Source organism: Allobosea sp. 10N428 (assembly GCF_056394545.1).
Genome location: NZ_JBFTIC010000004.1, coordinates 197,288 through 223,521 on the forward strand (window position 1 = coordinate 197,288; position 26,234 = coordinate 223,521).

General features: G+C 67.5%; 22 protein-coding genes. 9 read left to right on the top strand and 13 right to left on the bottom strand.

The annotated features are described in order from the left end of the window. Window positions 1-126 precede the first annotated feature (126 nt). Window positions 127-3,228 (top strand): bifunctional proline dehydrogenase/L-glutamate gamma-semialdehyde dehydrogenase PutA, encoded by a 3,102-nt coding sequence (putA, locus tag AC1DDA_RS15010; protein ID WP_476796344.1) that lies wholly within the window; start codon window positions 127-129, stop codon window positions 3,226-3,228. A gap of 135 nt (window positions 3,229-3,363) precedes the next feature. On the opposite strand, the gene AC1DDA_RS15015 is transcribed toward putA, so the two are convergent. Further along, window positions 3,364-4,464: an NADH:flavin oxidoreductase/NADH oxidase gene (locus AC1DDA_RS15015; RefSeq protein WP_476796345.1), complete on the bottom strand. Its 1,101-nt coding sequence runs from the start codon at window positions 4,462-4,464 to the stop codon at window positions 3,364-3,366. A gap of 89 nt (window positions 4,465-4,553) precedes the next feature. On the opposite strand from AC1DDA_RS15015, the gene AC1DDA_RS15020 reads away from it, so the two are divergent. The 3 genes from AC1DDA_RS15020 to AC1DDA_RS15030 all read left to right on the top strand — a co-directional run bounded on the left by AC1DDA_RS15020 (window position 4,554) and on the right by AC1DDA_RS15030 (window position 5,856). Next, window positions 4,554-4,859, top strand: a complete 306-nt coding sequence (locus AC1DDA_RS15020) for an ArsR/SmtB family transcription factor (RefSeq protein WP_476796346.1) — start codon at window positions 4,554-4,556, stop codon at window positions 4,857-4,859. 101 nt (window positions 4,860-4,960) lie between these two features. Further along, window positions 4,961-5,479, top strand: a complete 519-nt coding sequence (locus tag AC1DDA_RS15025) for an RNA pyrophosphohydrolase (protein ID WP_476796347.1) — start codon at window positions 4,961-4,963, stop codon at window positions 5,477-5,479. Beyond that, window positions 5,476-5,856, top strand: a complete 381-nt coding sequence (locus tag AC1DDA_RS15030; RefSeq protein ID WP_476796348.1) for a VOC family protein — start codon at window positions 5,476-5,478, stop codon at window positions 5,854-5,856. Before AC1DDA_RS15025 ends, AC1DDA_RS15030 begins: the two co-directional genes overlap by 4 nt. Window positions 5,857-5,905: 49 nt before the next feature. On the opposite strand, the gene AC1DDA_RS15035 is transcribed toward AC1DDA_RS15030, so the two are convergent. The 6 genes from AC1DDA_RS15035 to AC1DDA_RS15060 form a co-directional block, all read right to left on the bottom strand. Next, entirely contained in the window at window positions 5,906-6,319 is a 414-nt protein-coding gene (locus AC1DDA_RS15035) for a F0F1 ATP synthase subunit epsilon (protein WP_441509594.1), read from the bottom strand. A 113-nt stretch (window positions 6,320-6,432) separates the two neighbouring features. Continuing rightward, window positions 6,433-7,920 (bottom strand): F0F1 ATP synthase subunit beta, encoded by a 1,488-nt coding sequence (atpD, locus tag AC1DDA_RS15040; protein WP_476780703.1) that lies wholly within the window; start codon window positions 7,918-7,920, stop codon window positions 6,433-6,435. A 75-nt stretch (window positions 7,921-7,995) separates the two neighbouring features. Then, window positions 7,996-8,865: a F0F1 ATP synthase subunit gamma gene (locus tag AC1DDA_RS15045; RefSeq protein WP_476796349.1), complete on the bottom strand. Its 870-nt coding sequence runs from the start codon at window positions 8,863-8,865 to the stop codon at window positions 7,996-7,998. A gap of 103 nt (window positions 8,866-8,968) precedes the next feature. After that, window positions 8,969-10,501 carry a F0F1 ATP synthase subunit alpha gene (gene atpA / locus AC1DDA_RS15050; protein ID WP_441509597.1) on the bottom strand — a complete coding sequence of 511 codons (1,533 nt, stop codon included), beginning with the start codon at window positions 10,499-10,501 and terminating at the stop codon, window positions 8,969-8,971. Beyond that, window positions 10,501-11,070, bottom strand: a complete 570-nt coding sequence (locus AC1DDA_RS15055) for a F0F1 ATP synthase subunit delta (RefSeq protein ID WP_476780701.1) — start codon at window positions 11,068-11,070, stop codon at window positions 10,501-10,503. The genes atpA and AC1DDA_RS15055 overlap by 1 nt, the downstream gene beginning before the upstream one ends. 207 nt (window positions 11,071-11,277) lie before the next feature. After that, window positions 11,278-13,479, bottom strand: coding sequence for a primosomal protein N' (locus AC1DDA_RS15060; protein ID WP_476796350.1), 2,202 nt, complete (start codon window positions 13,477-13,479; stop codon window positions 11,278-11,280). Between the two features lie 155 nt (window positions 13,480-13,634). Between AC1DDA_RS15060 and AC1DDA_RS15065 the strand changes: the two genes are divergently transcribed. Both AC1DDA_RS15065 and AC1DDA_RS15070 read left to right on the top strand, forming a co-directional pair. Beyond that, the gene (locus AC1DDA_RS15065; RefSeq protein ID WP_476796351.1) at window positions 13,635-14,564 is read left to right on the top strand and encodes a tyrosine recombinase XerC; all 930 of its coding nucleotides are present in this window, start codon (window positions 13,635-13,637) and stop codon (window positions 14,562-14,564) included. Window positions 14,565-14,627: 63 nt separating this feature from the next. Beyond that, window positions 14,628-15,188 (top strand): DUF4337 domain-containing protein, encoded by a 561-nt coding sequence (locus tag AC1DDA_RS15070; protein ID WP_476796352.1) that lies wholly within the window; start codon window positions 14,628-14,630, stop codon window positions 15,186-15,188. Between the two features lie 12 nt (window positions 15,189-15,200). Here AC1DDA_RS15070 and AC1DDA_RS15075 read toward each other — a convergent pair whose 3' ends face one another. From AC1DDA_RS15075 to AC1DDA_RS15095, 5 genes are read right to left on the bottom strand one after another with little or no spacing between them, the layout of a single operon-like run. Then, window positions 15,201-16,001 carry an SDR family NAD(P)-dependent oxidoreductase gene (locus AC1DDA_RS15075; protein WP_476796353.1) on the bottom strand — a complete coding sequence of 267 codons (801 nt, stop codon included), beginning with the start codon at window positions 15,999-16,001 and terminating at the stop codon, window positions 15,201-15,203. 26 nt (window positions 16,002-16,027) lie between these two features. Continuing rightward, window positions 16,028-17,410, bottom strand: a complete 1,383-nt coding sequence (locus AC1DDA_RS15080; RefSeq protein WP_476796354.1) for an amidase — start codon at window positions 17,408-17,410, stop codon at window positions 16,028-16,030. 16 nt (window positions 17,411-17,426) lie between these two features. Continuing rightward, a complete protein-coding gene (locus AC1DDA_RS15085; RefSeq protein ID WP_476796355.1) occupies window positions 17,427-18,287 on the bottom strand; it encodes an ABC transporter permease in 861 nt (286 codons plus the stop codon). Beyond that, complete coding sequence (locus AC1DDA_RS15090) at window positions 18,284-19,228, bottom strand: ABC transporter permease (protein WP_476796356.1); 945 nt, start codon at window positions 19,226-19,228, stop codon at window positions 18,284-18,286. Before AC1DDA_RS15090 ends, AC1DDA_RS15085 begins: the two co-directional genes overlap by 4 nt. A gap of 25 nt (window positions 19,229-19,253) precedes the next feature. Then, entirely contained in the window at window positions 19,254-20,738 is a 1,485-nt protein-coding gene (locus tag AC1DDA_RS15095) for an ABC transporter substrate-binding protein (protein WP_476796357.1), read from the bottom strand. 237 nt (window positions 20,739-20,975) lie between these two features. Here AC1DDA_RS15095 and uxaC point away from each other — a divergent pair, with 237 nt between their 5' ends. The 3 genes from uxaC to AC1DDA_RS15110 all read left to right on the top strand — a co-directional run bounded on the left by uxaC (window position 20,976) and on the right by AC1DDA_RS15110 (window position 24,826). Then, window positions 20,976-22,379, top strand: a complete 1,404-nt coding sequence (uxaC, locus tag AC1DDA_RS15100; protein WP_476796358.1) for a glucuronate isomerase — start codon at window positions 20,976-20,978, stop codon at window positions 22,377-22,379. After that, window positions 22,376-23,845 carry a mannitol dehydrogenase family protein gene (locus AC1DDA_RS15105; RefSeq protein WP_476796359.1) on the top strand — a complete coding sequence of 490 codons (1,470 nt, stop codon included), beginning with the start codon at window positions 22,376-22,378 and terminating at the stop codon, window positions 23,843-23,845. Before uxaC ends, AC1DDA_RS15105 begins: the two co-directional genes overlap by 4 nt. A gap of 150 nt (window positions 23,846-23,995) precedes the next feature. After that, on the top strand, window positions 23,996-24,826 hold the full coding sequence (locus tag AC1DDA_RS15110; RefSeq protein WP_476796360.1) for a transporter substrate-binding domain-containing protein: 831 nt from the start codon (window positions 23,996-23,998) through the stop codon (window positions 24,824-24,826). Between the two features lie 84 nt (window positions 24,827-24,910). On the opposite strand, the gene AC1DDA_RS15115 is transcribed toward AC1DDA_RS15110, so the two are convergent. Continuing rightward, window positions 24,911-26,065, bottom strand: a complete 1,155-nt coding sequence (locus AC1DDA_RS15115; RefSeq protein WP_476796361.1) for an amidohydrolase — start codon at window positions 26,063-26,065, stop codon at window positions 24,911-24,913. Window positions 26,066-26,234: the final 169 nt, after the last annotated feature.

Genomic DNA, 26,234 nt, shown 5'->3' on the forward strand with positions numbered 1-26,234 from the left:
AATTCTCTAGAAAATTGCCATAGCACTGGATTTTATACTGGAATGACCGATGAAATGCCAATTGATATGCGGCGGTTGATCCACCATCCTTCAGATAATCCAGTCCAGCCCCCTTCGGAGCCCCTTATGGTCGCCTCTGCCCCGCGTACCGCCATGCCGCCTTTCCGCGCGCCCTATGCCCAGGATGACGGCGCCATCGCCGGCCGCCTGCTCGCCGGCGCCCGGCGCGACCCCGCCGCCAAGGCCCGGATCGACGCGCGCGCGACCGGGCTGATCGATGCCATCCGTACCCGCAAGGTCGGGCTCGGCGGCATCGAGGAATTGCTGCGCGAGTATTCGCTCTCCACCAAGGAAGGGCTTGCCCTGATGGTGCTGGCCGAGGCGCTGCTGCGCGTGCCGGACGCCGCCACCGCCGACCAACTGATCGAGGACAAGCTCGGCCAGGGCGACTTCGCCCATCACGAGTCGAAATCCGATGCCTTCCTGGTCTCGGCCTCGGCCTGGGCGCTCGGCATCACCGCCCGCGTCATCCAGCCGGGCGAGACGCCGACGGGTATCGTCAGCAGCCTTGCCAAGCGCCTGGGCGTGCCGACCGTGCGCACCGCGACCCGCCAGGCGATGCGCGTGATGGGCAGCCATTTCGTGCTCGGCCAGACGATCGAGGAGGCGCTGAAGCGCGCCCGTTCCGGCACCGGCAAGCTCTACCGCTATTCCTTCGACATGCTCGGCGAAGGCGCGCGCACCCAGGCCGATGCCGACCGATATTTCAAGTCCTATGCTGATGCGATCGACGCCATCGGCCGCTCCGCCGGCAATGACAAGCTGCCCAACCGGCCGGGCATCTCGGTCAAGCTCTCGGCGCTGCATCCGCGCTATGACGCCACCAACCATGAGCGCGTGCTGTCCGAACTCGTGCCGAAGGTCATCGACCTCGCCCGCCAAGCCAAGAGCTACGACCTCAACTTCACCGTGGACGCCGAAGAGGCCGACCGGCTGGAGCTGTCGCTCGATGTGATCGATGCCGTCTTCGCCGATCCCTCGCTCGATGGTTGGGACGGTTTCGGCTTGGCCATCCAGGCCTATCAGAAGCGCGCCTCGGCCGTGATCGACCATATCGGCCGGCTGGCGGAGACCTACAGCCGGCGCATGATGGTGCGGCTGGTCAAGGGCGCCTACTGGGACACCGAGCTCAAGCGCGCGCAGGAGCGCGGGCTGGCCGATTATCCCGTCTTCACCCGCAAGGCGATGACCGACCTGAACTACGAGGCCTGTGCGGCACAGCTCCTGAAGCTCAGGCCCCGTATCATCCCGCAATTCGCCACGCATAATGCGCTGACCGTCGCGACCGTCGCCGAGATGGCTGGTAATGCCGAGGGCTTCGAGTTCCAGCGCCTGCACGGCATGGGCGAGGCGCTCTACGAGAAGCTGCTGCGCGAGAACGAAGGCTATGCCTGCCGCACCTATGCGCCGGTCGGCGGCCATCAGGACCTGCTCGCCTATCTCGTCCGCCGCCTGCTGGAGAACGGCGCCAACTCCTCCTTCGTCAGCGCCTCCGGCGATCCCGACGTGCCGGTCTCGCAGCTTCTGCTCGCACCTGCCGACATCATCGGCACGCCGGGCGCGGCGCGGCATCGCCGCATCCCGCTTCCGGCCGATCTCTACGGGCCGTCGCGCAAGAACTCGGCCGGCACTGAGCTCGGCCACGAAGCCAGCCTCGACGCGCTGGTGAAGGACATCGCGGCGGCCAAGAGCTTCCCGGATGCCGCTCCGATCATCGACGGCAAGGCCCAGCCCGGCGCCGCTCGCGACGTGCGCTCGCCGATCGACAACAAGCCGATCGGCAAGGTCACCGATGCCGATGCCGCGACCGCCGAACGTGCCCTGCTCGCGGCGAAGGCCGGCTTCCGCGCCTGGAGCGAGACGCCGGCCCGCATCCGCGCCGCTGCGCTGCGCAGGGCCGCCGACATCATGGAGGCCCGTCACGGGTTGCTGATCGCGCTGCTGCAGTGCGAGGCCGGCAAGACCATCGACGACGCCATCTCCGAGGTGCGCGAGACCGTCGATTTCTGCCGCTACTACGCCGCGCAGGCGGAGGAGCAATTCGCGAGCCCGACGGCGCTGCCCGGCCCGACCGGCGAGGAGAACCGGCTGATCCTGCGCGGGCGCGGCGCCTTCGTCTGCATCGCGCCCTGGAACTTCCCGCTCGCGATCTTCACCGGCCAGGTCGTCGCCGCGCTCGTCGCTGGCAACAGCGTCGTCGCCAAGCCGGCGCCGCAGACGCCGATCATCGCGACGGTCGCGGTGAAGATCCTGCACGAGGCCGGCGTGCCGGTCAGCGCGCTGCATCTCGTGCCGGGCGGAACCGAGGCCGGCGCGGCGCTGGTCGCGCATAAGGACGTGGCCGGCGTCGCCTTCACCGGCTCGACCGCGACGGCGCGCGGCATCAACCGGGCGCTCGCCGCCAAGGACGGCCCGATCGTGCCGCTGATCGCCGAGACGGGCGGTCTCAACGCCATGATCGTCGATGCCACGGCCCTGCCGGAGCAGGTGGCCGATGATGTTGTGATGTCGGCCTTCCGCTCGGCCGGCCAGCGCTGCTCGGCGCTCAGGCTGCTCGTGGTGCAGGACGACGTCGCCGACAAGATGCTCGAAATGATCGAAGGCGCGACCAAGGAGCTGAAGCTCGGCGATCCCCGCAAGCTCGACATCCATATCGGCCCCGTCATTGATGACGCCGCCAAGCAGCGCCTCGACAGCCATGTCGCCGCCATACGGCAGCAGGGCCGCGTCGCCTGGGCCGGTGAGGCACCCGATCTCGGCGGCACCTTCGTCGCGCCGCATATCGTCAGGCTGGACCGCGTCACCGACCTCACCGCCGAGCATTTCGGGCCGATCCTGCATGTCGTGCGCTGGAAGGCGGGCGAACTCGACAAGGTGATCGACGCAATCGACGCCTCCGGCTACGGGCTGACACTCGGCGTCCACTCGCGCATCGAGACGACGGTCGAGCGCGTGGCCGAGCGCCTCTCGGCCGGCAACATCTATGTGAACCGCAACATCATCGGCGCGGTGGTCGGCGTGCAGCCCTTCGGCGGCCACGGGCTGTCGGGCACCGGCCCCAAGGCCGGCGGCCCGCACTACCTCGCCCGCTTCGCCACGGAGCAGACGGTGACGATCAACACCGCGGCGGCCGGCGGCAATGCCAGCCTGATCGCGATGGGCGAGTAGCAACGGCTTCCCCCGTCATTTCCGGCAAGGCGGGAAGCGGTGCCGATCCGGAATCCATCGTCAGGCGTCGCGTGCGACGATGGATTCCGGGTTTTCGCTTCGCTCCGCCCGGAATGACGGCGCAGTTCCAGTTCGTTACGCCGCGCGGTAGCGGGCGAGCCAGTGGGCGTAAGGCGTCGGCAGGGTCTTCCAGGCCGGGTTCTCGACGCCGAGCGCCTGCGCCGCAGCATAGGGCCAGTGCGGATCGGCCAGCAGCGGCCGGCCGAGCGTGACGAGATCGACCTTGCCCTCGCGCACCAGCGCGTCGGCCTGTTCGGGCTTGCTGATGTACCAACTCGTCGAGGCCGGCAGGCCGGCCTCGCGGCGCACCCGCTCGGCCACCGGCGCCAGGAAGGCCGGGCCCCACGGAATCTTGGCCTCGTTGGTCGAGAAGCCGACGCTGACGTCGATGAAGTCCAGCCCCTCGGCCTTGAAGCGCTTCACCAGCTCGATCGCCTCGGCAAGCGTCTCCTCGTCCTGGCCGTCATACTCGATCACGCCGAGGCGGGCGGACAACGGACGGTCCTCCGGCCAGACCTTGCGCACGGCGGCCAGCGTCTCGATCAGGAAGCGGCTGCGGTTCTCGAAGCTGCCGCCGTATTCGTCCCTGCGCTGGTTGGCATGGCGCGACAGGAAGCTCTGCGCCAGATAGCCATGGGCGAAATGCAGCTTCAGCCATTCGATGCCGATGTCCCGGGCGCGCTCGGCGGCGGCGACGAAATCGGCACGGACGCGCTCGATGTCGACCTGCGTCATGGCGCGCGGCACGCGCGAGAGTCCGCCGCCCTGAGCGATGGCAGACGGAGCGATCGTCTCCCAGCCACGCGGATCGTTTGCCGGAATGTGATCGTCACCCTCCCAGGGACGATTGGCGCTGGCCTTGCGGCCGGCATGGCCGATCTGGATGCCGGTCGCGGCGCCGGCCTTGCGCATCTCGGCGACGATCGGCGCCAGCGCCTCGGCCTGTGCGTCGTTCCACAGCCCGAGGCAGGCCGGCGTGATCCGCCCTTCCGGCGAGACACCGGTCGCCTCGATGACGACAAGGCCAGCGCCGCCACGCGCCAGCCCGGCGAGGTGGGCGCGATGCCATTCGTTGGCGACGCCGTCCTGCGCGGAATACTGGCACATGGGCGATGTCACGATGCGGTTTCGCAAGGTGACGTTCTTCAGGCTGAAAGGATCGAACAGGCCGGACATGCTTGGCTCCGCGTAGGGAATTTGATTGTTCGATAATTCGATATTTTTCGAACTTTGGCAATATCAAATCCCTGTGATAGGATTCTCCGATGCGACATGCCCGCCTGCCCGCTTCGGAAGAAATCGCGCTGGAGGACGTCTTCCACGCGCTGAGCGACCCATTCCGATTGGAGGTCATCCGCCGGCTTGCGACGGAAGGAGAGGCGAGCTGCCAGGCCCTTGAAGGTGACCGGCCGAAATCCAGCGTCTCGCATCATTTCCGCGTCCTGCGCGAGGCCGGCCTGATCCGCACCCGCAACGAGGGCGCGACACGGATGAACGCGCTGCGCCGCGACGATATCGAGCAACGCTTTCCTGGCCTTCTCGCCTGCGTTCTTCCGAAGCGGCAAGATTGAATTTTGCCGGCTGCCATTCTCCGAATTGAGCTGGCTGCGTCAGGTAGCTTACGCTCCGCCAGGCCGTTTCACGGGCCCGGGCTGCGTCCTATGCTCAGCGGATGAGTCTCCCTTACCGCCCCAATGTCGGTATCGCCCTGTTCAACGCAGCGGGGCTCGTCTTTTCCGGCCGCTCGCATAGCGCAGGCCCCGAGGTGATCCTGCCCGGCTTCGACTGGCAGATGCCGCAAGGCGGCATCGATCCCGACGAGGACATCATCGCCGCCGCGCGCCGCGAACTCGCCGAGGAGACCGGCGTGACCCGTGCGGCGTTCCTGGCTGCGACCGACGATTGGTGGAGCTACGACTTCCCGTTTTATGACGGACCGCCGCACAGGCTCTCGGCGTTTCGCGGTCAGCGCCAGCGCTGGGTTGCCTTCCGCTTCACGGGCAGCGAGGACGAGATCGACATCAGCCAGCCGAACGGCGACGAGCCTGCGGAGTTCAGCGAATGGCGCTGGCGTCCGCTGAACCAGATGCCGGGGCTCGTCGTTCCCTTCAAGCGGGTCGTGTATGAGCGGGTCGTCGCCGCCTTCACGGCCTTCGCCAGGCCCATCACGGCGGAAGGAATGGACCGATGAGCATCATCGAACTCGACCACTGCGTGATCCATGTCTGCGACTGGGAACGCTCGAACGCCTTCTACCACGACGTGATCGGCGCCGAGATCATCCCGAACACGAATGGCTTCGTCTATCGCATCGGGCGGGCGCAATTGAACTGCCACGGACCGGGCCTCGACCCCACCCCGGTGGCCCGCCTGCCTGTGCCGCCTGGTGGCAGCGATCTCTGCTTCGTCTGGCCGGGGCCGATCGCGGAAGCGATCACCCATCTCCAACGGCAGAACGTCGCGATCGAGCTCGGCCCGGTCCAACGCTTCGGCCGGGGCGGCCATGGCACGAGCGTCTATTTCCGCGACCCCGACGGCTCGCTGCTGGAGTTCATCAGCTACGCATGAAAAAGGGCCGCTCGCGCGGCCCCTTGCATTCTCGGTTTGCAGGCGACGCTCAGGCCGCTTTGCGCTGCTCGAAGACGTGCTTGAACTCGCGCAGCTGCACCAGCGCGTCCTGCAGGCGCTTCTGCTCGTCCTCATTGTGCGAGCCGGCAAGGCGCGTCTCGGCGGTCAGGATTTCGGCGTCGAGGACGGCGGTGTCGACATCCTCTAGAAATCGGCCCTGCTCGGCGAGGATCGTCGTCGAAGCCTGGTTGACCTCGACGAGGCCGCCATTGATGAAGAATTCCTTGCCGTTGCTCTCGGTCGTCTGGACGAAGACGATACCGGCCTTGAGCGTCGCGACGAGCGGCGCATGGCCGGCGAGCACGGTCATCTCGCCCTCGACCGACGGGACGATGACGCTGATGACGTCGCCCGAGAACAGGATGCGCTCTGGCGAGACGAGTTCGAACTTGAAGGTGGCCATCGTTTCATTCTCCCCGGCTCGTCATGGCCGGAATTGCCCCGGCCATCTCGGAAACCAGCAGTTTCTGGTCATGAGATCCCCGGGCCGAGCCCGGGGACGACGCGTTCGGAAGCTTACGCGGCCTCGGCGGCCAGGCGCTGAGCCTTCTCGACGGCTTCCTCGATCGAGCCGACCATGTAGAAGGCCGCCTCCGGCAGGTGATCGTACTTGCCCTCGACCAGGCCCTTGAAGCCCTTGATCGTGTCTTCGAGCGAGACGAGCTTGCCCGGCGAGCCGGTGAAGACTTCCGCGACGTGGAAGGGCTGCGACAGGAAGCGCTCGATCTTGCGGGCGCGCGCCACCGTCATCTTGTCGTCTTCCGAGAGTTCGTCCATGCCCAGGATCGCGATGATGTCCTGCAGCGCCTTGTAGCGCTGGAGGATCTGCTGGACCTGACGGGCGACGCCGTAATGCTCCTCGCCGACGATGTCGGCCGAGAGCATGCGCGAGGTCGAGTCGAGCGGGTCGACCGCCGGGTAGATGCCCTTTTCCGCGATCGAGCGCGAGAGCACGGTCGTGGCGTCCAGGTGGGCGAAGGAGGTCGCCGGCGCCGGGTCGGTCAGGTCGTCGGCGGGCACGTAGATCGCCTGCACCGAGGTGATCGAGCCCTTGTTGGTGGTGGTGATGCGCTCCTGCAGGTTGCCCATATCGGTGGCGAGCGTCGGCTGATAGCCCACCGCCGAGGGGATGCGGCCGAGCAGCGCGGACACTTCCGAGCCGGCCTGCGTGAAGCGGAAGATGTTGTCGACGAAGAACAGCACGTCCTGGCCCTTGTCGCGGAAGTCTTCCGCGACGGTCAGGCCGGCGAGGGCGACGCGCATGCGGGCGCCCGGCGGCTCGTTCATCTGGCCGTACACAAGGGCGCACTTGGAACCAGCGGTCGAGCCGCCGTTTTCCTTCGGGTCCTTGTTGACGTTCGACTCGATCATCTCGTGGTAGAGGTCGTTACCCTCGCGGGTGCGCTCGCCGACGCCGGCGAACACGGAGTAGCCGCCATGGGCCTTCGCGACGTTGTTGATCAGCTCCATGATCAGCACGGTCTTGCCGACGCCGGCGCCGCCGAACAGGCCGATCTTGCCGCCCTTGGCGTAGGGCGCCAGCAGGTCGACGACCTTGATGCCGGTGACGAGGATCTGCGCCTCGGTGGCCTGCTCGGCATAGGACGGAGCGGGCTGATGGATGCCGCGGGTATGGCTCGTCAGGATCGGGCCGGCTTCGTCGACCGGCTCGCCGATGACGTTCATGATGCGGCCAAGGCACTCGTCGCCGACCGGGACGGCGATCGGGGCGCCGGTATCGGTGACCGGCTGGCCGCGGACCAGACCTTCGGTGGAATCCATCGCGATGGTGCGGACGGTGTTCTCGCCGAGGTGCTGGGCGACCTCGAGGACGAGGCGATTGCCGAGATTGTCGGTTTCGAGCGCGTTCAGGATCTCCGGCAGGGCGCCGTCGAACTGCACGTCGACAACCGCGCCGATGACCTGGGCAACGCGGCCGGTGCCGGTGTTGGCGGGCTTCTCGTCGGCGGTCTTCTTGGTGGTCTTGGTAGCGGCTTTGGCCATGGCGGAACCTCGGGACTAGCGCATTCGGATGTTTCGGCAGCCGGCGGAGAGCACCGCCGGCAAGAGTCTAGGCGGTTAGAGCGCTTCCGCGCCGGAGATGATCTCGATCAGTTCCTTCGTGATCATCGCCTGGCGCGAGCGGTTGTAGAGCTGCGTCTGCTTCTTGATCATCTCGCCGGCGTTGCGCGTGGCGGAATCCATCGCCGACATGCGCGCGCCCTGCTCGGAAGCTGCGTTCTCGAGCAACCCGCGCAGGATCTGCACAGTCAGGTTGCGCGGCAGCAGCGTCTCGAGGATTTCGCCCTCGTCCGGCTCGTAGTCGTAGACCGCGTCGGTCTGCTGCGTGCCTTCCGGGATTTCGGCCGGGATGATGCGTTGCGCCGTCGGAATCTGGGCGATCACCGAGCGGAAGCGCGAGAAGAACAGCGTCGCGACGTCGAACTCGCCATTGCCGAAGCGGGTCAGGACGTTCTGGGCGATCGCCTCGGCGTTGACGAAGCCAACCTGCTTGAACTCGCGCAGGTCGATGAACTCGATGATCTCCGCCGCGAACTGCCGGCGCAGGATATCGTAGCCCTTCTTGCCGACGCAGATGATCTTGACCGTCTTGCCCTCGGCCTTCAGCGCATTCGCCTTGTCGCGGGCGAGGCGCGCGATCGAGGAGTTGAAGGCGCCGCACAGGCCGCGCTCGGCGGTCAGAACCAGCAGCAGATGCACCTTGTCCGAGCCCGTGCCCGAGATCAGGCGCGGCGCGCTCGACCCGGTCACGCCGGAAGCGAGGTTCGCCAGCACCGTCTCCATGCGCTCGGCATAGGGGCGCGCGGCCTCGGCGGCCGACTGCGCGCGGCGCAGCTTGGCAGCCGCGACCATTTGCATGGCCTTGGTGATCTTCTGCGTCGCCTTCACGGAGGCGATGCGGTTACGTAGGTCCTTAAGGGACGGCATCCGGTCTCTATCCCCTACCCGTCAGCCGCTCAGTGCGACGACGAAGCAATCCAGAGAGGCGGCGCGGCGGAGCCTCATCGGCTCGCCGCGCCCGCGGTCACGATCAGGCGAAGGACTTCGCGAAGTTCGTCACGATGTCCTTGAGCTTGGCGGCGTTGGCGTCCGACAGGTCCTTGCTCGTACCGACCTCGTTGAGGAAATCGGCATGCTTCGAGCGGACCAGCGACAGCAGGCCATCCTCGAAGGCGCGGACCTTGTTGACCGGCAGCGCGTCGAGATAGCCGTTCACGCCGGCATAGATCACGACAACCTGCTCTTCCATCTTCAGCGGCGAGAACTGCGGCTGCTTCAGGAGCTCGGTCAGACGGGCGCCGCGGTTGAGCAGGCGCTGCGTGACCGCGTCGAGGTCCGAGCCGAACTGGGCGAAGGCAGCCATCTCGCGATACTGGGCGAGCTCGCCCTTGATCTTGCCGGCGACCTTCTTCGTCGCTTTGGTCTGCGCCGAGGAGCCGACGCGCGACACCGAGAGGCCGACGTTCACGGCCGGACGGATGCCCTGGTAGAACAGGTCCGTCTCCAGGAAGATCTGGCCGTCGGTGATCGAGATCACATTGGTCGGGATGTAGGCCGAGACGTCGTTCGCCTGCGTCTCGATGACCGGCAGCGCCGTCAGCGAGCCGAGGCCGGCGGCCTCGCCCATCTTCGCCGCGCGCTCAAGCAGGCGGGAGTGGAGATAGAACACGTCGCCCGGATAGGCCTCACGGCCCGGCGGACGGCGCAGCAGCAGCGACATCTGGCGGTAGGCGACGGCCTGCTTGGAGAGGTCGTCATAAATGATGACGGCGTGCATGCCGTTGTCGCGGAAGAACTCGCCCATGGCGCAGCCGGCGAAGGGCGCCAGGAACTGCATCGGAGCAGCGTCCGAGGCGGTGGCCGCCACGACGATCGAGTACTCGAGCGCGCCGCGCTCTTCCAGAACCTTGACGAACTGGGCGACGGTCGAGCGCTTCTGGCCGACGGCGACGTAGACGCAGTAGAGCTTCTGGCTCTCCGGGGCGCCTTCGCCGTTCAGCGACTTCTGGTTCAGGATCGTGTCGAGCGCCACGGCGGTCTTGCCGGTCTGGCGGTCGCCGATGATGAGCTCGCGCTGGCCGCGGCCGATCGGGATCAGGGCATCGATCGCCTTGAGGCCGGTCGCCATCGGCTCGTGCACCGACTTGCGCGGGATGATGCCGGGGGCCTTGACGTCGACGCGGGCGCGGGTCTTCGCCTTGATCGGGCCCTTGCCGTCGATCGGGTTGCCGAGCGCGTCGACGACGCGGCCGAGCAGCTCCTTGCCGACGGGAACGTCGACGATGGCGCCGGTGCGCTTGACGGTCTGGCCTTCCTTGATCTCGCGGTCGGAACCGAAGATCACGACGCCGACATTGTCGCTCTCGAGGTTGAGCGCCATGCCGCGCACGCCGGACTCGAACTCGACCATCTCACCGGCCTGGACCTTGTCGAGGCCGTAGACGCGGGCGATGCCGTCACCGACGGAGAGAACCTGGCCGACTTCGGTGACCGAAGCTTCCGAGCCGAAATTCGAGATCTGAGCCTTCAGAATGGCGGAGATTTCAGCGGGGCGGATGTCCATCAGCCGACCTCTTTCATGGCAAGACGAATTGAATTGAGCTTGGTTTTCAGCGAGGCGTCGACCATCCGCGAAGCCATCTTCACAATGAGCCCGCCGATCAGCGTCGGATCGACCTTGATCGAGATGTCGACATCCTTGCCAGCAACGCCCTTGAGCGCCGCGCGGATCTCGTCGACGCGCTTGGCCGTCGGCTCTTCGGCGACCGTCACCTCGGCGGAGACGATGCCCTTGGCCTCGGCGACCAGGCGCTTGTAGCCGGTGATCATGCCCGGCAGCGCGAAGAGGCGGCGCTTGCTGGCGACCAGCCCGATGAAATTGGCGGCGATGCCGGTGATGCCGGCCTTCTCGAGCACGGCCTTGATCGCGGCGACCTGCTCCTCGGCGGTGAAGGCCGGGCTCTCGATCAGGCGAGTGAGATCGGCGCTCTCAGCGAGCAGGCCGTTGAAAGCATCGAGAGCCGCGGCGACGGTATCGATCGCACCCGTCTCCTCAGCCAGTTCGAACAGAGCGGTGGCATAGCGCTGAGCTACGCCCGACACCAATGTCCCCTGCGATCCGCCTTCAGCCACGCTTCCCGTCTCTCGTTTCAAGGGACTGCACCGGCGACCTTCCAGAGAAGGTGGAGTGCATCGTCCCGGCGCTGCGAGTATCTTAGGCGCAAAGTCGGCAAGACGACTTCGCGACCGAAATGTGGCGGTGCACTAGCATGCGGTTCCGGGCCACGCAATCGCTAGTTCGCCATCGTAAGCGGCGATTTTGCCACGGCTTTCAGCAATTCAAAGGAAGCTCTGTGGATCGACGTCGACTGCGACCCTGACCGAGCCCTTGGGGCGCGGCGCCCGTTTCAGCCAGCCGCGCAGGTAATCCTGCAGATTGATCTCGCGCGTCGTTTTGACGATCAGGCGCACGCGATGGCGCCCCCGCAACACCGCAAGCGGCGCTTCCGCCGGCCCCAGCACCATGATTCCGTCTCCGGCCTCCGCACAGCGCGCCAAGGCACGGGCATGACTTTCGGCCTCTGCTTGCGCGCTCGCGGAAACGATCAGCGCCGCCAAACGGCCGAAAGGCGGCAGCCCTGCCGCCTCCCGCGACGCCTCCTCTGCGGCATAAAAGCGCTCCGGGTCGCCGGAGATGAGCGCCTTGAGCACGGGATGCTCGGGGTCATGCGTCTGAAGCAGAGCGCGACCCGGTTTCTCGCCCCGTCCTGCGCGACCCGTAACCTGCCGCAGCGCCTGAAAGGTCCGCTCGGCCGCGCGCGGATCGCCGGAGGTGAGGCCGAGATCGGCATCGATCACCCCGACCAGCGTCATACCGGGGAAATTATGGCCCTTGGCGACGAGCTGGGTGCCGATGACGATGTCGAATTCGCCCTCGGCCACCCCCATCAGCTCCTGCTTCAGCCGCTCGGTCCCGCCGGGAAAATCGCTGGAGAGCACAATCGAACGCGCCTGTGGAAAAAGTGTCGCGACCTCCTCGGCCAGCCGCTCGACGCCCGGCCCGCAGGCGATCAGGCTCTCCGGCTTTTGGCAGGCGGGGCATTCATGCGGCCGGCGCTCGACATGCCCGCAATGGTGGCAGACCAGCGCGCGCCGGAAGCGATGGTCGACCAGCCAGGCCGTGCAGTTCGGGCATTGGAAGCGATGGCCGCAATCGCGGCAGAGGGTCAGCGGCGCATAGCCGCGCCGGTTGAGGAAGAGCAGCGACTGCTCCTTCGCCTCCAAATTCGCGTCGACCGCCTTGATCAGCGCACCCGACAGCCAGCGCCCGCGCTCCGGCTTGTCGCGGCGCAGGTCGACGAGGCCGAGCTGCGGCAGTTCGCGGCCGCCGAAACGCTCCGGCAGCTTGAGATGGGCATAGCGGCCGCGCTCGGCATTGACCCGCGTCTCCAGCGAAGGCGTCGCTGAGGCAAGCACGACAGGGGCATTCTCGATCCTGCCGCGCACGACCGCCATGTCGCGGGCGTGGTAGGAAACGCCGTCCTCCTGCTTGTAGGCGCTCTCGTGCTCCTCATCGACGACGATGAGGCCGAGATCGCTATAGGGCAGGAACAGGGCCGAGCGCGCGCCCGCCACCACCTTCGCCTCGCCGCTCGCGATCGCCGCCTGGAGCCGCTCGCGCCGCCGGCCGCTCACGGCCGAATGCCAGAGCCCCGGCTTGACGCCAAAGCGGGCCTCAAACCGGTCGATGAACTGCGCGGTGAGCGCGATCTCCGGCATCAGGATCAAGCTCTGCCTGCCCTGCCGGATCGCCTCGGCGACTGCCTCGAAATAAACCTCCGTCTTGCCCGAGCCGGTGACGCCTTCGAGCAGCGAAACACCGAACGTCTTCGCCTGCACCGACGCGACCAGCGCCTGCGCCACCTCTCCCTGCCCCTCCGACAGCTCGGGCACAGCATGGTCGGGATCGGGCCGCGCCGCGATGGCTTCCCGAGGCAATGGCTCGACCACGAAGGTGCCGGCATCGGCGAGGGAATCGATTACGGCAGCGCTGACCGAGGCGGCCTCGGCCAGCGCCGATTTCGCGATCAGCAATCCGCCCTCGGCCGCCGCAATGGCCCGCGCCCGCGCGGGGGTCATCCGTCCCGGCGGCGGCCCGGCGAGCCTGACGCCGAGCTTCGGCCGCTCGGGCGTATCGTCCGGCTGCCGCCGCAGCGCCAAGGCCAGCACCGAGCCCTTCGGCGCTAGCGTGTACCAGGCGACCCAGTCGACGAGCTTGCGCAACGCCGGGTCGAGCGGCGGCATGTCGTATTTGCCGGTGACCTTTTTGAGATTGCCGCCGCGCCCGCTGCCGATATCCCAGACCACGCCGACCGTCTCGCGGGGCCCGAGCGGCACCTGCACGACATCGCCGGGCTTTAGCGAGAGCCCTGCGGGCACGGCATAGCTATAGGCCTGATCGAGCCCGAGCGGGATCAGCACGTCGACCGTGCCGCCTGCGATCATGTCCGCCGTCTCGTCCATGGCGGCAGTGTCTAGCATCGATTCGTGACCTGTTAAGGCGGGAGCGTCATGCTGGATGCTTGGCCACCCGTCATGCTCGCCCTTGTGGCGAGCATCCACGTCTTGAACACCGACCTCGATCAGCCAAAACGTGGATGGTCGGGACAAGCCCGACCATGACGGAACGCTTGCGCATGACCGATTTCGACAGCTTCCGGCAGGAGTGGCTCCAGCATCTCTCGGCCGAGCGGCGCCTCTCGCCGAAGACGCTGGAAGCCTATAGCCGCGACCTCGGGCAGTTCACTGCCTTCTTGAGCGAGCATCTCGGCGGGGCGCCATCGCTTGCCGACATCGCCGGCCTCAAGCCCGCCGATCTGCGCGCCTTCCTCGGCCAGCGGCGCCGCGACGGCGTCGGCAACCGCACGCTGATGCGCCAGCTCGCGGCCCTGCGTTCGTTCGCCCGCTTCGGCGAGCGCAGCGGCAAGCTCACCGCCGCCGCCTTCGCGGCGACACGGGGGCCGCGCCTCGGCAAATCGCTGCCACGCCCGCTCGAACCCTCCACCGCCCGCGCCGTCACGCAGGCCGATACCCGCGCCGGCGAAGAACGCGAGCAATGGATCCTCGCCCGCGACGCCGCCGTGCTCGGCCTGCTCTATGGCAGCGGCCTGCGCATCTCGGAGGCGCTCTCGCTCGCCCGCGCACAGGCCCCGCAAAGCGCCGGCGACACGCTGACCGTCATCGGCAAGGGCAGCAAGACGCGGATGGTGCCGGTGCTGCCGATCGTGGTCACGGCGATCGCCGAATATCTGAAGCTCTGCCCCTGGCGCCTGCCGCTAAGCGGCCCGCTCTTCGTCGGCGCCAAGGGCGGCCCGCTCTCGCCCCGCATTATCCAACTTGCTGTCGAGGGCCTGCGCGGCGCGCTCGGCCTGCCCTCCTCCGCCACGCCGCACAGCCTGCGCCATTCCTTCGCGACCCATCTGCTCGGGCGCGGCGGCGATCTGCGCGCCATCCAGGAACTGCTCGGACACGCCTCGCTCTCGACGACGCAAATCTACACGCGCATCGATTCGGCCCGGTTGATGGCGGCCTATGACGCCGCTCATCCGCGGGCCCGCGGCGGCTGACATCTTGCTGCCTTAACGGAAAGCCTTAAACAGCGCCGCCATATCGGCCCTGCAAGGTGATTCGTGTCCGGCTCCATCGAAACGCCCGAGGGCGGCAACAAGCGCATCGCCCTGCTGATCGCGCTGCTTGCGCTCACGCTCGCCTTCTCCGAGATCGGCGGCAAGAATGCCGAGCAGGAAGCCGTCGCCAAGAATATCGAGGCCTCCAATCTCTGGGCCTTCTTCCAGGCCAAGACCATCCGCGGCACCACCGTGCGCACCGCCGCCGAGGCGATGGAGGTCGAACTCGCCGGCATTGCCGACGAGGCCGCCCGGCAGCGCCTGAGCAAGCGCATCGAAAGCTGGAAGCAGACCGTCGCGCGCTACGATTCCGAGCCCGAGACCAATGAGGGCCGCAAGGAACTCGCCGCCCGCGCCAAGGCGGCCGAGGCGCAGCGCGACATCGCCGCCGCCCGCGACGACAAATTCGACATCGCCTCCGGGCTGATCCAGATCGCGATCGTGATCTCGTCCGCCGCGATCATCACCGGCGTCACGCTGCTCGCCTTCACCGGCGGCCTTCTCGGCCTCGCCGGCGTCGCGCTGATGGCGCTGGCCCAGTTCGCACCCACCGCGCTGTTCTGAGGCTGCCGCGCCTCAGTAGTGGATCGCGCCGCGGATACCGCCGCCGCAGGCGATGGCATCGCCATTGATCGCGACGCTGCGCGGCGAGGCCAGGAAGGCGACGACATCGGCGATCTCCGAGGCGTCGACCAGCCGCCCGATGGTGTTGCTCGCCGCCATATCGGCTTCGACCTGCGCCTCGCTCTTGCCGCGGGCGGCAGCCCGCGCCGCGACGATGGAAGCGGTCCGCTCCGTCCGGGTCGTGCCGGGATGGACGACGGTGACGTTGATGCCGCGAGGGCCGAGTTCGTCGGCGAGGTTCTTGGTCAGCGCCGCCACCGCGACATTGCGCATCGAGCCGATGGTCGAGCCGGTCAGACGGACGGCGAGCCCGCTGATGTTGATGATGCGGCCCCAGCCATTGGCCGCCATATGCGGCGCGGCCTCCCGCGCCATGCGCAGGTAGCCCATCACCTTAACGTTCACATCGTCCCAGAACAGCGCGTCAGTGATCTCGGCGAGCTTCGGCGGCGGCGCCTGCCCGCCGGGCTTGGCAGCGGCGTTGACGAGGATGTCGAGCCCGCCGAGCACCGCGACGGTATCGGCAACCAACGCCTTCACCGACGCATCATCGCTCGTGTCGACCGTGCGGCCGACCACCTTGCGCCCGCTCTCGGCGGCAAGCGCCGCAGCCGCCTCGTCAAGCTCCTTCTGATTGCGCGCGGCGATGACGACGTCGGCGCCTTCCAGCGCGAGTTGCCGCGCGATGGCACGGCCGATGCCCTTGCTGCCGCCGGTCACCAGCGCGCGCTTGCCTTCGAGCTTCAGGTCCATGACGTTTCTCCCTCTCCGCTCCAGTCTCAGGCGGACGGCCAGCGGATCGCCCCGCCGCGCATTGTCTCCCAGGCCCGCGCCATCCTGAGCACGCCGAGATCGTCGAAGCGCCTGCCGGTGATCTGCAGGCCGATCGGCAGGCCGCCCGCCGTCAGCCCGGCATGAACCGAGATCGCCGGCTGGTCGGACATGTTCGCCGCCACCGTGAAGCAGATATGCTCGAAGGGCTGCGCGGGATCGTTGACCGGCGAAGCCCATTCGGCCGGGAAGCTCGGCACGGGCGAGACCGGCGAGAGGATGAAGTCGTAAGGCAGGATCGCCTTCAGCGCCGCGTCGCGCATCGCCATCATCTGGCTCATGCCGCGATAAACGCGTTCGCCCGGCAAATCCCTGCCGCCCTCCGCCCAGGCGAAGATGTAGGGCAGCACCTTCGCCCGCTTCTCCTGTGGCAGCGCGCCGATGTCGATCCAGGCGCGCTGGCGCCAGAAATCATCGAGCCCGTCGAGCATCTCGCGGGTAATATGAGGCGCCACCGGCTCGATAATGGCGCCCGCATCGGCAAAGGCCTTCGCCGCAGCCTCGATCGCGGCCCTCGTCTCCGGCTCGACGGCGAGCCCGATCCCGGCATCGAACTGCAGGCCAATGCGCAGCCCCTTCAGATCGATGTCGAGCACCAGCCAGTCGATCTCCTGCGGTGGCAGGCTCATGCCGTCGCGGGCATCGGGCCTCGACAATTCCCGCATCAGCAGCGCGGCGTCCTCGACCGTGCGCGTCATCGGCCCGGCGACGCGGCCATAATAGGTCGGGTCGATCGGCACCCGCCCGAAGCTGGGCTTCAGGCCGACGAGCCCGCACCAGCCGGCGGGCAGGCGGATCGAGCCGCCGATATCGGTGCCGACATGCAGCGGCCCATAGCCCGCCGCTCCCGCCGAACCGGCACCGGCCGAGGAGCCGCCGGGGTTCTTGCTGACGTCCCACGGATTGCGCGCGGGCCTGTGGAAGCTCGACAACCCGGAGGAGAGCATGCCGTAATCCGGCATCGTCGTCTTGCCGAGGAAGACCATGCCCGCTTCGCGCAACCGTGCGGCCGGCGGGGCATCATCGGCAGCGGGAGAGAGATCGTTCGCGGCCGCGCCGAGCGGCACCGGAACGCCCTTTGTCCTGATATTTTCCTTGATCGTGCCGGGCACGCCGTCGAGCGGCAGCGCCTGCCCGTTCCGCCAGCGCGCCTCGGAAGCCCTGGCCTGCGTCCGCGCGCCCTCCGGATCATAGGCGTAGAGCGCATCGAGCTTAGGCTCCCAGGCCGCGATCCGCGCGATCACCGCCTCCGTCACCTCGACAGGCGAGAGCGCGCGGTCGCGATAGGCGGCGAGAAGCTCCGTGGCGCTCAGATCGGCAAGATCGGTCATTCCCATGTCCTCTAAGTCACCGGCTGCGGCGCAGACGCGGATCGACGGCATCGCGCAAGCCGTCGCCGAGCAGGTTGAACCCCAGCACGGTCAGCGCGATCGCGGCACCCGGAAAGATCGCAAGCCAGGGCTGCGTCGCCATGAAGGTCTGGGCTTCGTTGAGCATACGCCCCCAGGACGGGTTCGGCGGCTGCGTGCCCAGCCCGAGATAGGACAGCCCCGCTTCGGCCAGCACCGCGAGCGCGAACTGGATCGTCGCCTGCACCACCAGGATGCCGGCGATGTTCGGCAGGACATGATGCAGCGTGATCTGCCGGTTATTGAGCCCGGCCGCCCGCGCCGCCTGGATGAAGTCCTGCGCCCAGACCTGCAGTGCCGCCCCCCGTGCCAGCCGCGCGAAATAGGGCAGGTTCAGCACGCCGATGGCGACGACGGCGTTGAGCATGCCGGGCCCGGCGATCGCGGTCATCATGATCGCGGTCAGCACGGCCGGGAAGGCGTGGGTGAAATCGGCCGTGCGCATGATGACGTTGTCGAGAATGCCGTCGCGCCTGACCGAGGCGATGAGCCCCAGCGTCGTGCCCGCGACCATGCCGATGCCGACCGCGCCGAGCCCCACCGCCAGAGAATTGCGTGCGCCGACCATGATCATCGAAAAGACGTCACGGCCGAACTGGTCGGTGCCGAACCAGTTGGTGGCCGAGGGCCCCTTGAGTCGATTCAGAATCGCCATCTGCGTCGGCGGATAGGGCGTCCAGACGTAGGAAGTCAGCGCCGCTGCGACGACGAGCACGGCCAGTACCGCCCCGATCACGAAGGACGGCGCGAGCCACCAGAGCCGACGGCCGCCCGGCGTCCTGTCCTCGACCGCGCTCATGCCTGCCTCAAGCGCGGATCGATCAGCCCGTAGAGCAGTTCGACAGCGAAATTGATCAGAATCGCCAGAGCGGCGAAGAGCATGACGAGGTCCTTGACCACGATCAGATCGTGCTGGGCGATGGCCTGAAAGACGAGCCGGCCCAGCCCCGGCAAAGCGAAGACATTCTCGATGATGATCGCACCGGCAATCAACACCGAGAACTGAAGGCCGAGGATCGTCACCACCGGGATCAGCGCGTTGCGCAGCGCATGCCGGCGCATCGTCACGCCTTCGCTGAGGCCCTTGGCGCGGGCGGTGCGGACGAAATCCTCCTGCAATGTGTCGAGCATCGCGGAGCGCGTCACCCGCGCGATGATCGCCGCCTGCGGCAAGGCGAGCGCCAGCGCGGGCATGAGCAGCGCCTTCAGCGCCGTACCGAAGCCCGCCTGCCAGCCCGGAAAGCCGCCGGCCGGCAGCCAGCCGAGCCCGACCGCGAAGACGAGCACGAGCAGGAGGCCGAACCAGAAATTCGGAATGGCCAGGCCGGCCTGGGCAAAGGCCATCACCCCGGCATCGGCCAACTGACCGCGGCGCGAGGCGGCGAGCATGCCGAGCGGGATGCCGATTGCCATCGCGAGCCCGATCGCCATCAGCGCGAGCGGCAGCGTCACCGCCATGCGCTCGGCGATGAGTTGCGCCACCGGCACGCGATAGGTGTAGCTCAGGCCGAGATCGCCGGTGACGAGCCCTCCCAACCAGAGGAGGAAGCGCAGCACCGCCGGCTTGTCGAGCCCCATCTCGGCATGCAGCGCCGCCAGTGCTTCGGGCGAGGCGTTGAGACCAAGCGTCACCGCCGCCGGATCGCCCGGCAGCACCTCCAGCACGATGAAGATGACCAGCGACGCCGCGAGCAGGGTCAGGGCCAGCGCGACGAACCGGCGCAGGATGTAGCCGATCATGGCGTTCTGCCGCCTGCCGCCGGCCTCACCGCCAGCGCAGCTCCGCCAGCGGCGTCACGGGCAATGGCCAGTCGGTCCACATGCCGTCGAGCGCGGCGTTCGCGACCGTGATCTTCGGCAGGATGAAGAGGAAGCCGTTGACCGCGTCCTGAGCCAGCATCCGCTGCGCCTGCTTGTAGAGTTCGTTGCGGGCCCCCTCGTCCAGCGTCCCGGATATCTTGGCGATCAGCGCCTTGAACTCGGGATTCCGGTACTGGAAGTAATAATCGTCCCGCGCATAGATATCGATGTCGAGCGGCTCGGTATGGGCGATGATGCTGAGATCGTAGTCCTTGTTGCGGAAGACGCGCTCCAGCCATTGCGGGAATTCGAGCGGCTCGATCGATGCGTTGATGCCGATCTGCGCCAGCAGCGCCGCGACGATCTCGCCAGAGCGGCGGGCATAGGAGGGCGGCGGCAGTTTCAGCGTGCAGTTGAACCCGTTCGGGAAACCAGCCTCCGCCAGCAGCGCCTTGGCCTTGGCGGGGTCATAGGGGTAGGTGCCGGTGAGGTCGACATAGGCCGGGTGCAGCGGCGAGAAATGGCTGCCGATCAGGCTGACGTCGAAGCCGTAGACGCCGAGCGCAATGGTCTTGCGGTCGAGCGCATGGGCGATGGCCTGCCGGACCCTAGGCTTGTCGAAGGGAGGCTTGGCGTTGTTGGTGGCGAGGATGGTCTCGCCCTCGGTGCGGCCGATCGTGACCTTGAGCTTGGGGTCGGCCCTGAGCTGCGGCACCGCCTCGGGCGCCGAGAGATTGGTGTGGGCGTCGACATCGCCGGCCCGGAGCGCCGCGACCTGCGCCTGCGGATCGGACATGAAACGGAAGATCGCCTTGGCCAGCGCCGGCTTCTCGCCCCAATAGCCGTCGAAGCGGGCGAGTTCGAGCCGGTCGCCACGGTTCCAGCGCACGAACTTGAACGGGCCGGTGCCGACCGGATTGGTCTTGTTGCTGGAAGCCGTCGCCGGCGCGACGATCACGGCATCGCCCCAGCTGAGACCGTAGAGGAAATTCGCGGTGGGCTGCTTGAGCTTGATCACCACCATAGCCGGATCGGGCGTCGCGATCTCGGCGATCGGCGTGAAGAGCTGGCGCTGGGCGTTGGCCGGCGCGACAGCGCGCTCGAAGGAGAACTTCACCTGCTCGGCGGTGAAGGGCGTGCCGTCATGGAAGGTCGCGCCCTGCCGAAGCTTGAAGCGATAGGTGACGTTGTCGTCCGCGATCTCCCAGCTCTCGGCGAGGCAAGGCTGGAGCTTGCCGGTCCGGTCCATCTTCACCAGACCCTCGAAGATGTTCTGCAGGGTTACCTCGCGGATCGCCTGGGCGGCACCGGAGGTCGGATCGAGCGTCGGCGGCTCCAGCGTCTGGGCGATGGTGACGCTGTCCTTCGCCTGCGCCAGCGCGACGACGGGAAGCTGCGCCGCCAGCGCCGCCAGCCCCGCGCCAGCCAGGAGTTCACGCCGCGTCGTCATATCCATCGCTCCGATGCCGTTGCGGCGCGAGGATGGCGCGGGAGACGCGGCGAGCGCAAGCCTGCTTCCGGCACAATCCCCGCTGGGCAGAAACCAGATCTGGCGCACTAGTATACCAGACGATTGACCCCTGTCGCAGCCGGCTCTAGAGCGGGATATGAAAAAGTGGGAAGCGGTCTTTCACATCGATCCCGCTCCGACATTGCGAAATCGATCACGCGACCGATGGAGACACCCATGTTGCTGCACGACGATCGCCTCTTCCCCGCCGATCCGGTGACGCGCGGCATTGCGCGCCGGCTCTTCGCCACCGTCCGCGACCTGCCGATCATCTCGCCGCACGGCCACACCGATCCGCGCTGGTATGCCGAGGACAACGCCTTCCCCGATCCGGCCACGCTCTTCGTCAAGCCGGACCATTACATCTTCCGCATGCTCTATTCCCAAGGCATCCGGTTGGAGCAGCTCGGCATCGCCCGCAAGGATGGCGGCGAAGTCGAGAGCGACCCGCGCAAGATCTGGCGCCTCTTCGCCGATAATTGGCGTCTCTTCCGGGGTACGCCGACCCGGCTCTGGTTCGAGCACGCGGCCTCGACCGTCTTCGGCGTCAACGAGCGCCTGACGCCTGAGAGCGCCGACCGGATCTACGACAAGATCGCCGCCAAGCTGGACGAGCCCGAGCTTCGGCCCCGCGCCCTGTTCGATCGCTTCAAGATCGAGGCGATCAGCACCACCGAAGGCGCGCTCGACGATCTGAAATGGCACGACATGATCCGCTCGTCCGGGTGGGGCGGCAAGGTCGTCACCGCCTATCGGCCCGACAGCGTCGTCGATCCGGAATTCGAGGGCTTCGCCGACAACCTCGAGAAGTTCGGTGAGCTGACCGGCGAGGATATCAGCAGCTGGACCGGCTATCTCGCCGCCCACCGCCAGCGGCGTGCCTATTTCAAGGAGCGCGGCGCCACCTCCTCCGACCATGGCCATGCGACGGCGCGCACCGCCAACCTCTCGGATGCGGATGCCGAGAAGCTCTACGCCAAGATCCTCAAGGGCAAGGTCTCGGCGAAGGACGCGGACCTCTTCCGCGGCCAGATGCTGACCGAGATGGCGAAGATGAGCCTTGATGACGGCCTGGTCCTGCAGATCCATCCGGGCTCCCATCGCAACCACAACGCCGCGCTGTTCGAGCATTTCGGCCGCGACATGGGCTGCGACATCCCGACCGAGACGAATTACGTTGAAGCGCTGAAGCCCCTGCTCGACGCCGTCGGCAACGAGCGCAATCTCACCGTGATCGCCTTCACGCTGGACGAGACCGCCTATTCGCGCGAGCTCGCCCCGCTCGCCGGCCATTATCCGGCGCTGAAGCTCGGACCGGGCTGGTGGTTCCTCGATGCGCCCGAAGCCATGCTGCGCTTCCGGGAACTGACGACCGAGACGGCCGGTTTCTACAACACCGTCGGCTTCAACGACGACACCCGCGCCTATCTTTCGATCCCGGCTCGTCACGACGTCGCCCGCCGCGTCGACTGCGCTTATCTCGCCAAGCTCGTCGCCGAGCACCGGCTGGAAGAGGACGAGGCGGCCGAAGTCGCCCATGATCTCGCCTATCGCCTCGCCAAGGAGGCCTACAAGCTGTGACCCGTCTCTCCGCTTCGACCCTTACCGGCCTGCCGGCTTCCATCCGCCGCCCCGCCTATGACCGCACGGCCCTCAAGCCGGGCATCGTCCATCTCGGGCTCGGCGCCTTCGCCCGCGGCCACCTCGCCGAATACACCGAGGACGCGCTGGAAAAGCGCTTCGGCGCCTGGGGCATTGTCGGCGCGAGCCTCCAGCGCCCCGACCAGCGCGACCGGCTGAAGCCGCAGGACGGTCTCTACACCCTGCTCAAGCTCGCTCCCGCTGGGCCGGAATTGCGCGTCATCGGCTCGGTGCTCGACGTCCTCGTCGCGCCGGAAAGCCCGGCCGCCCTGATCGCGAAGCTCGCCTCCCCCGAGACGCGGATCGTCTCGCTCACCGTCACCGAGAAGGGCTATTGCCACGACCCGGCGACGGGCCGGCTCAAGGCCGATCATCCCGACATCCTGCGCGACCTCGAAAACCCTGACGCGCCGCGCTCGGCCGTTGGTATCCTGGTCGCCGGCCTGCGGGTTCGTCGCGCCGAGGGGCGTGGCCCCTTCACCGCGCTCTGCTGCGACAACCTCCCGTCCAACGGCCATGTGCTGCGCGGCCTCGTCCGCGACTTCGCTTCCCTCACCGACGACAAGCTCGCCGCCTGGATCGAGGCCAACGGCGCCTTCCCGGCGACGATGGTCGACCGTATCGTGCCGGCGACGACGGATGCCGACATCGCCGAGGTCGCCAAGCTGATCGGGCTGGACGATGCCGCCCCGGTCATCGGCGAGCCCTTCCGGCAATGGGCGATCGAGGATGTCTTTGCAGATGGCCGGCCAGATTGGCACGAGGTCGGCGCGCAGATGGTCTCGGAAGTCGCGCCCTTCGAGTTCATGAAGCTCAGGATGCTGAACGGCGCGCATTCCTCGCTCGCCTATCTCGGCTATCTCGCCGGCCACGAGACCGTTGCCGAGGCCAGCGGCGACCCGGTCCTCGCCCGCTTCCTCGAAGGCCTCTGGGCCGAGATCATCCCGACCGTGCCGGCGCCGCAGGGCGTCGTGCTGGCGGACTATGCAAAGGCCCTGCTCGCCCGCTTCCAGAACCCGGCGATCCGCCACCGAACCTGGCAGATCGCCATGGACGGCTCGCAGAAGCTGCCGCAGCGCCTGCTCGGCACCATCCGCGCGCGGCTGAAAGCCGGCGGCGGAATCGACCATCTCGCGCTCGGGGTGGCCGCCTGGATGCGCTACGTCACCGGCACCGACGAGAAGGGCGGCGCCATCGACGTCCGCGATCCGCTGGCGGCCGAGCTGAAGCGCCGCGCCGAGGCGGCCGGGCGGGATGCCAAGGCGCTGGTCGAGGCGCTCACCGGAATCGAGGCCATCTTCGGATCCGACCTGCCGGGCGACGTCCGGTTTACGAAGCCGGTGACTGCTCACCTCGCCTCGCTCCTCGACAAGGGCGCGAAGGCGACGGCGGCGAGCGTCGGCTAAGGTCGCTCCGTCATTCCCGGGCGAAGCAAAGCTTCGACCCGAGAATCTCAGGACGGGAAGGCGCTGGTTTAGGAGATGCTCGGGTCAAGCCCGAGCATGACGCGGCCTCGCCTCTTGATCCACCGCCTCATCCGGCGCCAGATGCGCAGGATGCTTCGTGCGCTGACCGTTCTTGCCGCCTCGATCCTGCTGGCCGCGACCGCCATGGCGCAGGAGCCGCCGCGCATCGCGATCCCCAATCTCTGGGACCCGCGCATCCGGCTCGACCGGCCGGAACCCGGCCCGCCGCGCGTGGTGCGCTTCCTCACCGACGACGACTACCCGCCCTTCCATTTCGCCGGGCCGGACGGGGCGCTGACCGGCTTCTCGGTCGAGCTCGCCCGCGCTGTCTGCGACAGGCTCGCCTGGACCTGCACGATCCAGCCGCGCCGTTTCGACACCTTGCCGGATTCGCTGGCCGAGGGACGTGGCGACGTGCTGGCAGCCGCGATGAACCTGACGCCGGCGCTGCGGCAGCGCTTCGCCGCGAGCCATCTCTATTTTCGCGCCCCCGCCCGGTTCGCCACCACGCGCGGCAATGCGCGTTCGACACTCGACAGCGCCGGCCTGCAGGGCCGCCGCGTCGCCGTGGTCACCAACTCCGCGCATCAGGCCTTTCTCGAAAGGCTGATGCCCTTCGTGCAGCGGCGCGAGAGTGCCGATCTCGGTGCGGCCATCGCCGCCTTGCGCAGCGGCGAGGCGGAATATGTCTTCGCCGATGGCGTGGCGCTGTCCCTGTCTCTCGCCGGCAGCAGCGGGGAGTTCGCCTTCTCGGGCGGGCCTTATCTGGAGAGCCGCCATTTTGGCGAAGGCGTCGCCTTCCTGCTGCGCAAGGACGATCCCGCCCTGAAGCGCGCCATCGACTACGCGCTGCAGGGCCTGTGGGATGACGGGACCTATGCCCGTCTCTATCTGCGCTTCTTCCCGGTCAGCCCGTACTGAAATCCCATCCCGAGCCCTCATCCTTCGAGACGCGCGCCTCAGGCGCGCTCCTCAGGATGAGGGCTCAGATGGACGAAACCGCTGTTACGGCGCGTTGCTGGCCAGCGCCTGCTTCGCCACCGCCGCGAGCCAGCCCGAGGTCGCGGGCAGGATCGCGTCGTTGAAGTCGTAGCGGTCATTGTGCAGCTCGCCGCCATCCACGGCAGGGCCGTTGCCGATCCAGACATAGGCGCCGGGCCTGTCCTGCAGGAAGTAGCAGAAATCCTCGGAGGTGGTGCTGGCGGAGATGTCGCGGCGGACCTCCAGCCCGGCGGCCTTGCCGGCATTCGCCGCCATGTCCTCCTCGTCAGGCGTATTGATCGTCGCCAGCCCGCCGAGCGAGAAATCGACATCGGCCTTCATCTCGAAGGTCGCGGCGATGTTGTTGGCGATGTCGCGGATGCGCTGCACGACGCGCTCGCGCACCGGAACCGTGAAGACGCGATAGGTGCCCTCGATCCAGACATGGGTCGGGATCTGGTTCGAGGCGAGCCCGCCATGGATCTGGCCGATCGTGACGACGGCGTTGTCCATCGGGCTGACATTGCGCGAAACGATGGTCTGCAGCGCCACGATCAGATGGCCTATCGCCGTGATCGGATCATGTGTCAGCTCGGGCTTGGCGGCATGACCGGCGGTGCCAGACAGGGTGATCTTGAACTTGCCGGGCTCGGCCATCACCGGGCCGCGATGCACGGCGACGGTGCCCGCTTCCAGCCCCGGCCAGTTGTGCAGGCCGAAGACGCGCTCCATCGGGAAGCGTTCGAACACGCCGTCCTGGATCATCGCCTTGGCGCCGCCATAGCCTTCCTCGGCCGGCTGGAACAGGAACTGCACCGTGCCGCTCCAGCTCTCGTCGTTCTTGAGAAGCGCCGCCGCGCCGAGCAGCGAGACCGTGTGGCCGTCATGGCCGCAGGCATGCATGACGTTGGTCTTGCCGGATTTGTAGGGGAGGTCGTTCACCTCCTGGATCGGCAGCGCATCCATGTCGGCGCGCAGGCCGACAGAGCGCTCCGAGGAGCCGCGCGACAGCGTCGCGACGACGCCGTGGCCGCCGACATTGGCGGCGAAGGGGATGCCGAGCTCCTTCAGCTTCTCCTGCACGAAGGCGCTGGTCTGCGCCTCCTGCAACGACAACTCCGGATTGGCGTGGAGATGTCGTCGCCACGCGGTCAGCTTGTCGAGCAAGTCGCGGTCCAAGGCGGCATCCTTTCAAGGCATGGTCTAAAGCGAATAAGGCAGGGGCGAACCTATACCGCCATGGCAAGCCGGCAAGCCGCTTCGGCGAGGGGCCGCACCCTCGTTTGCCGCATTTCAACCGTGTTCGCGCATTGACGCCGCCCTTCGCAATCTGCGAAAGCCCCTTCTT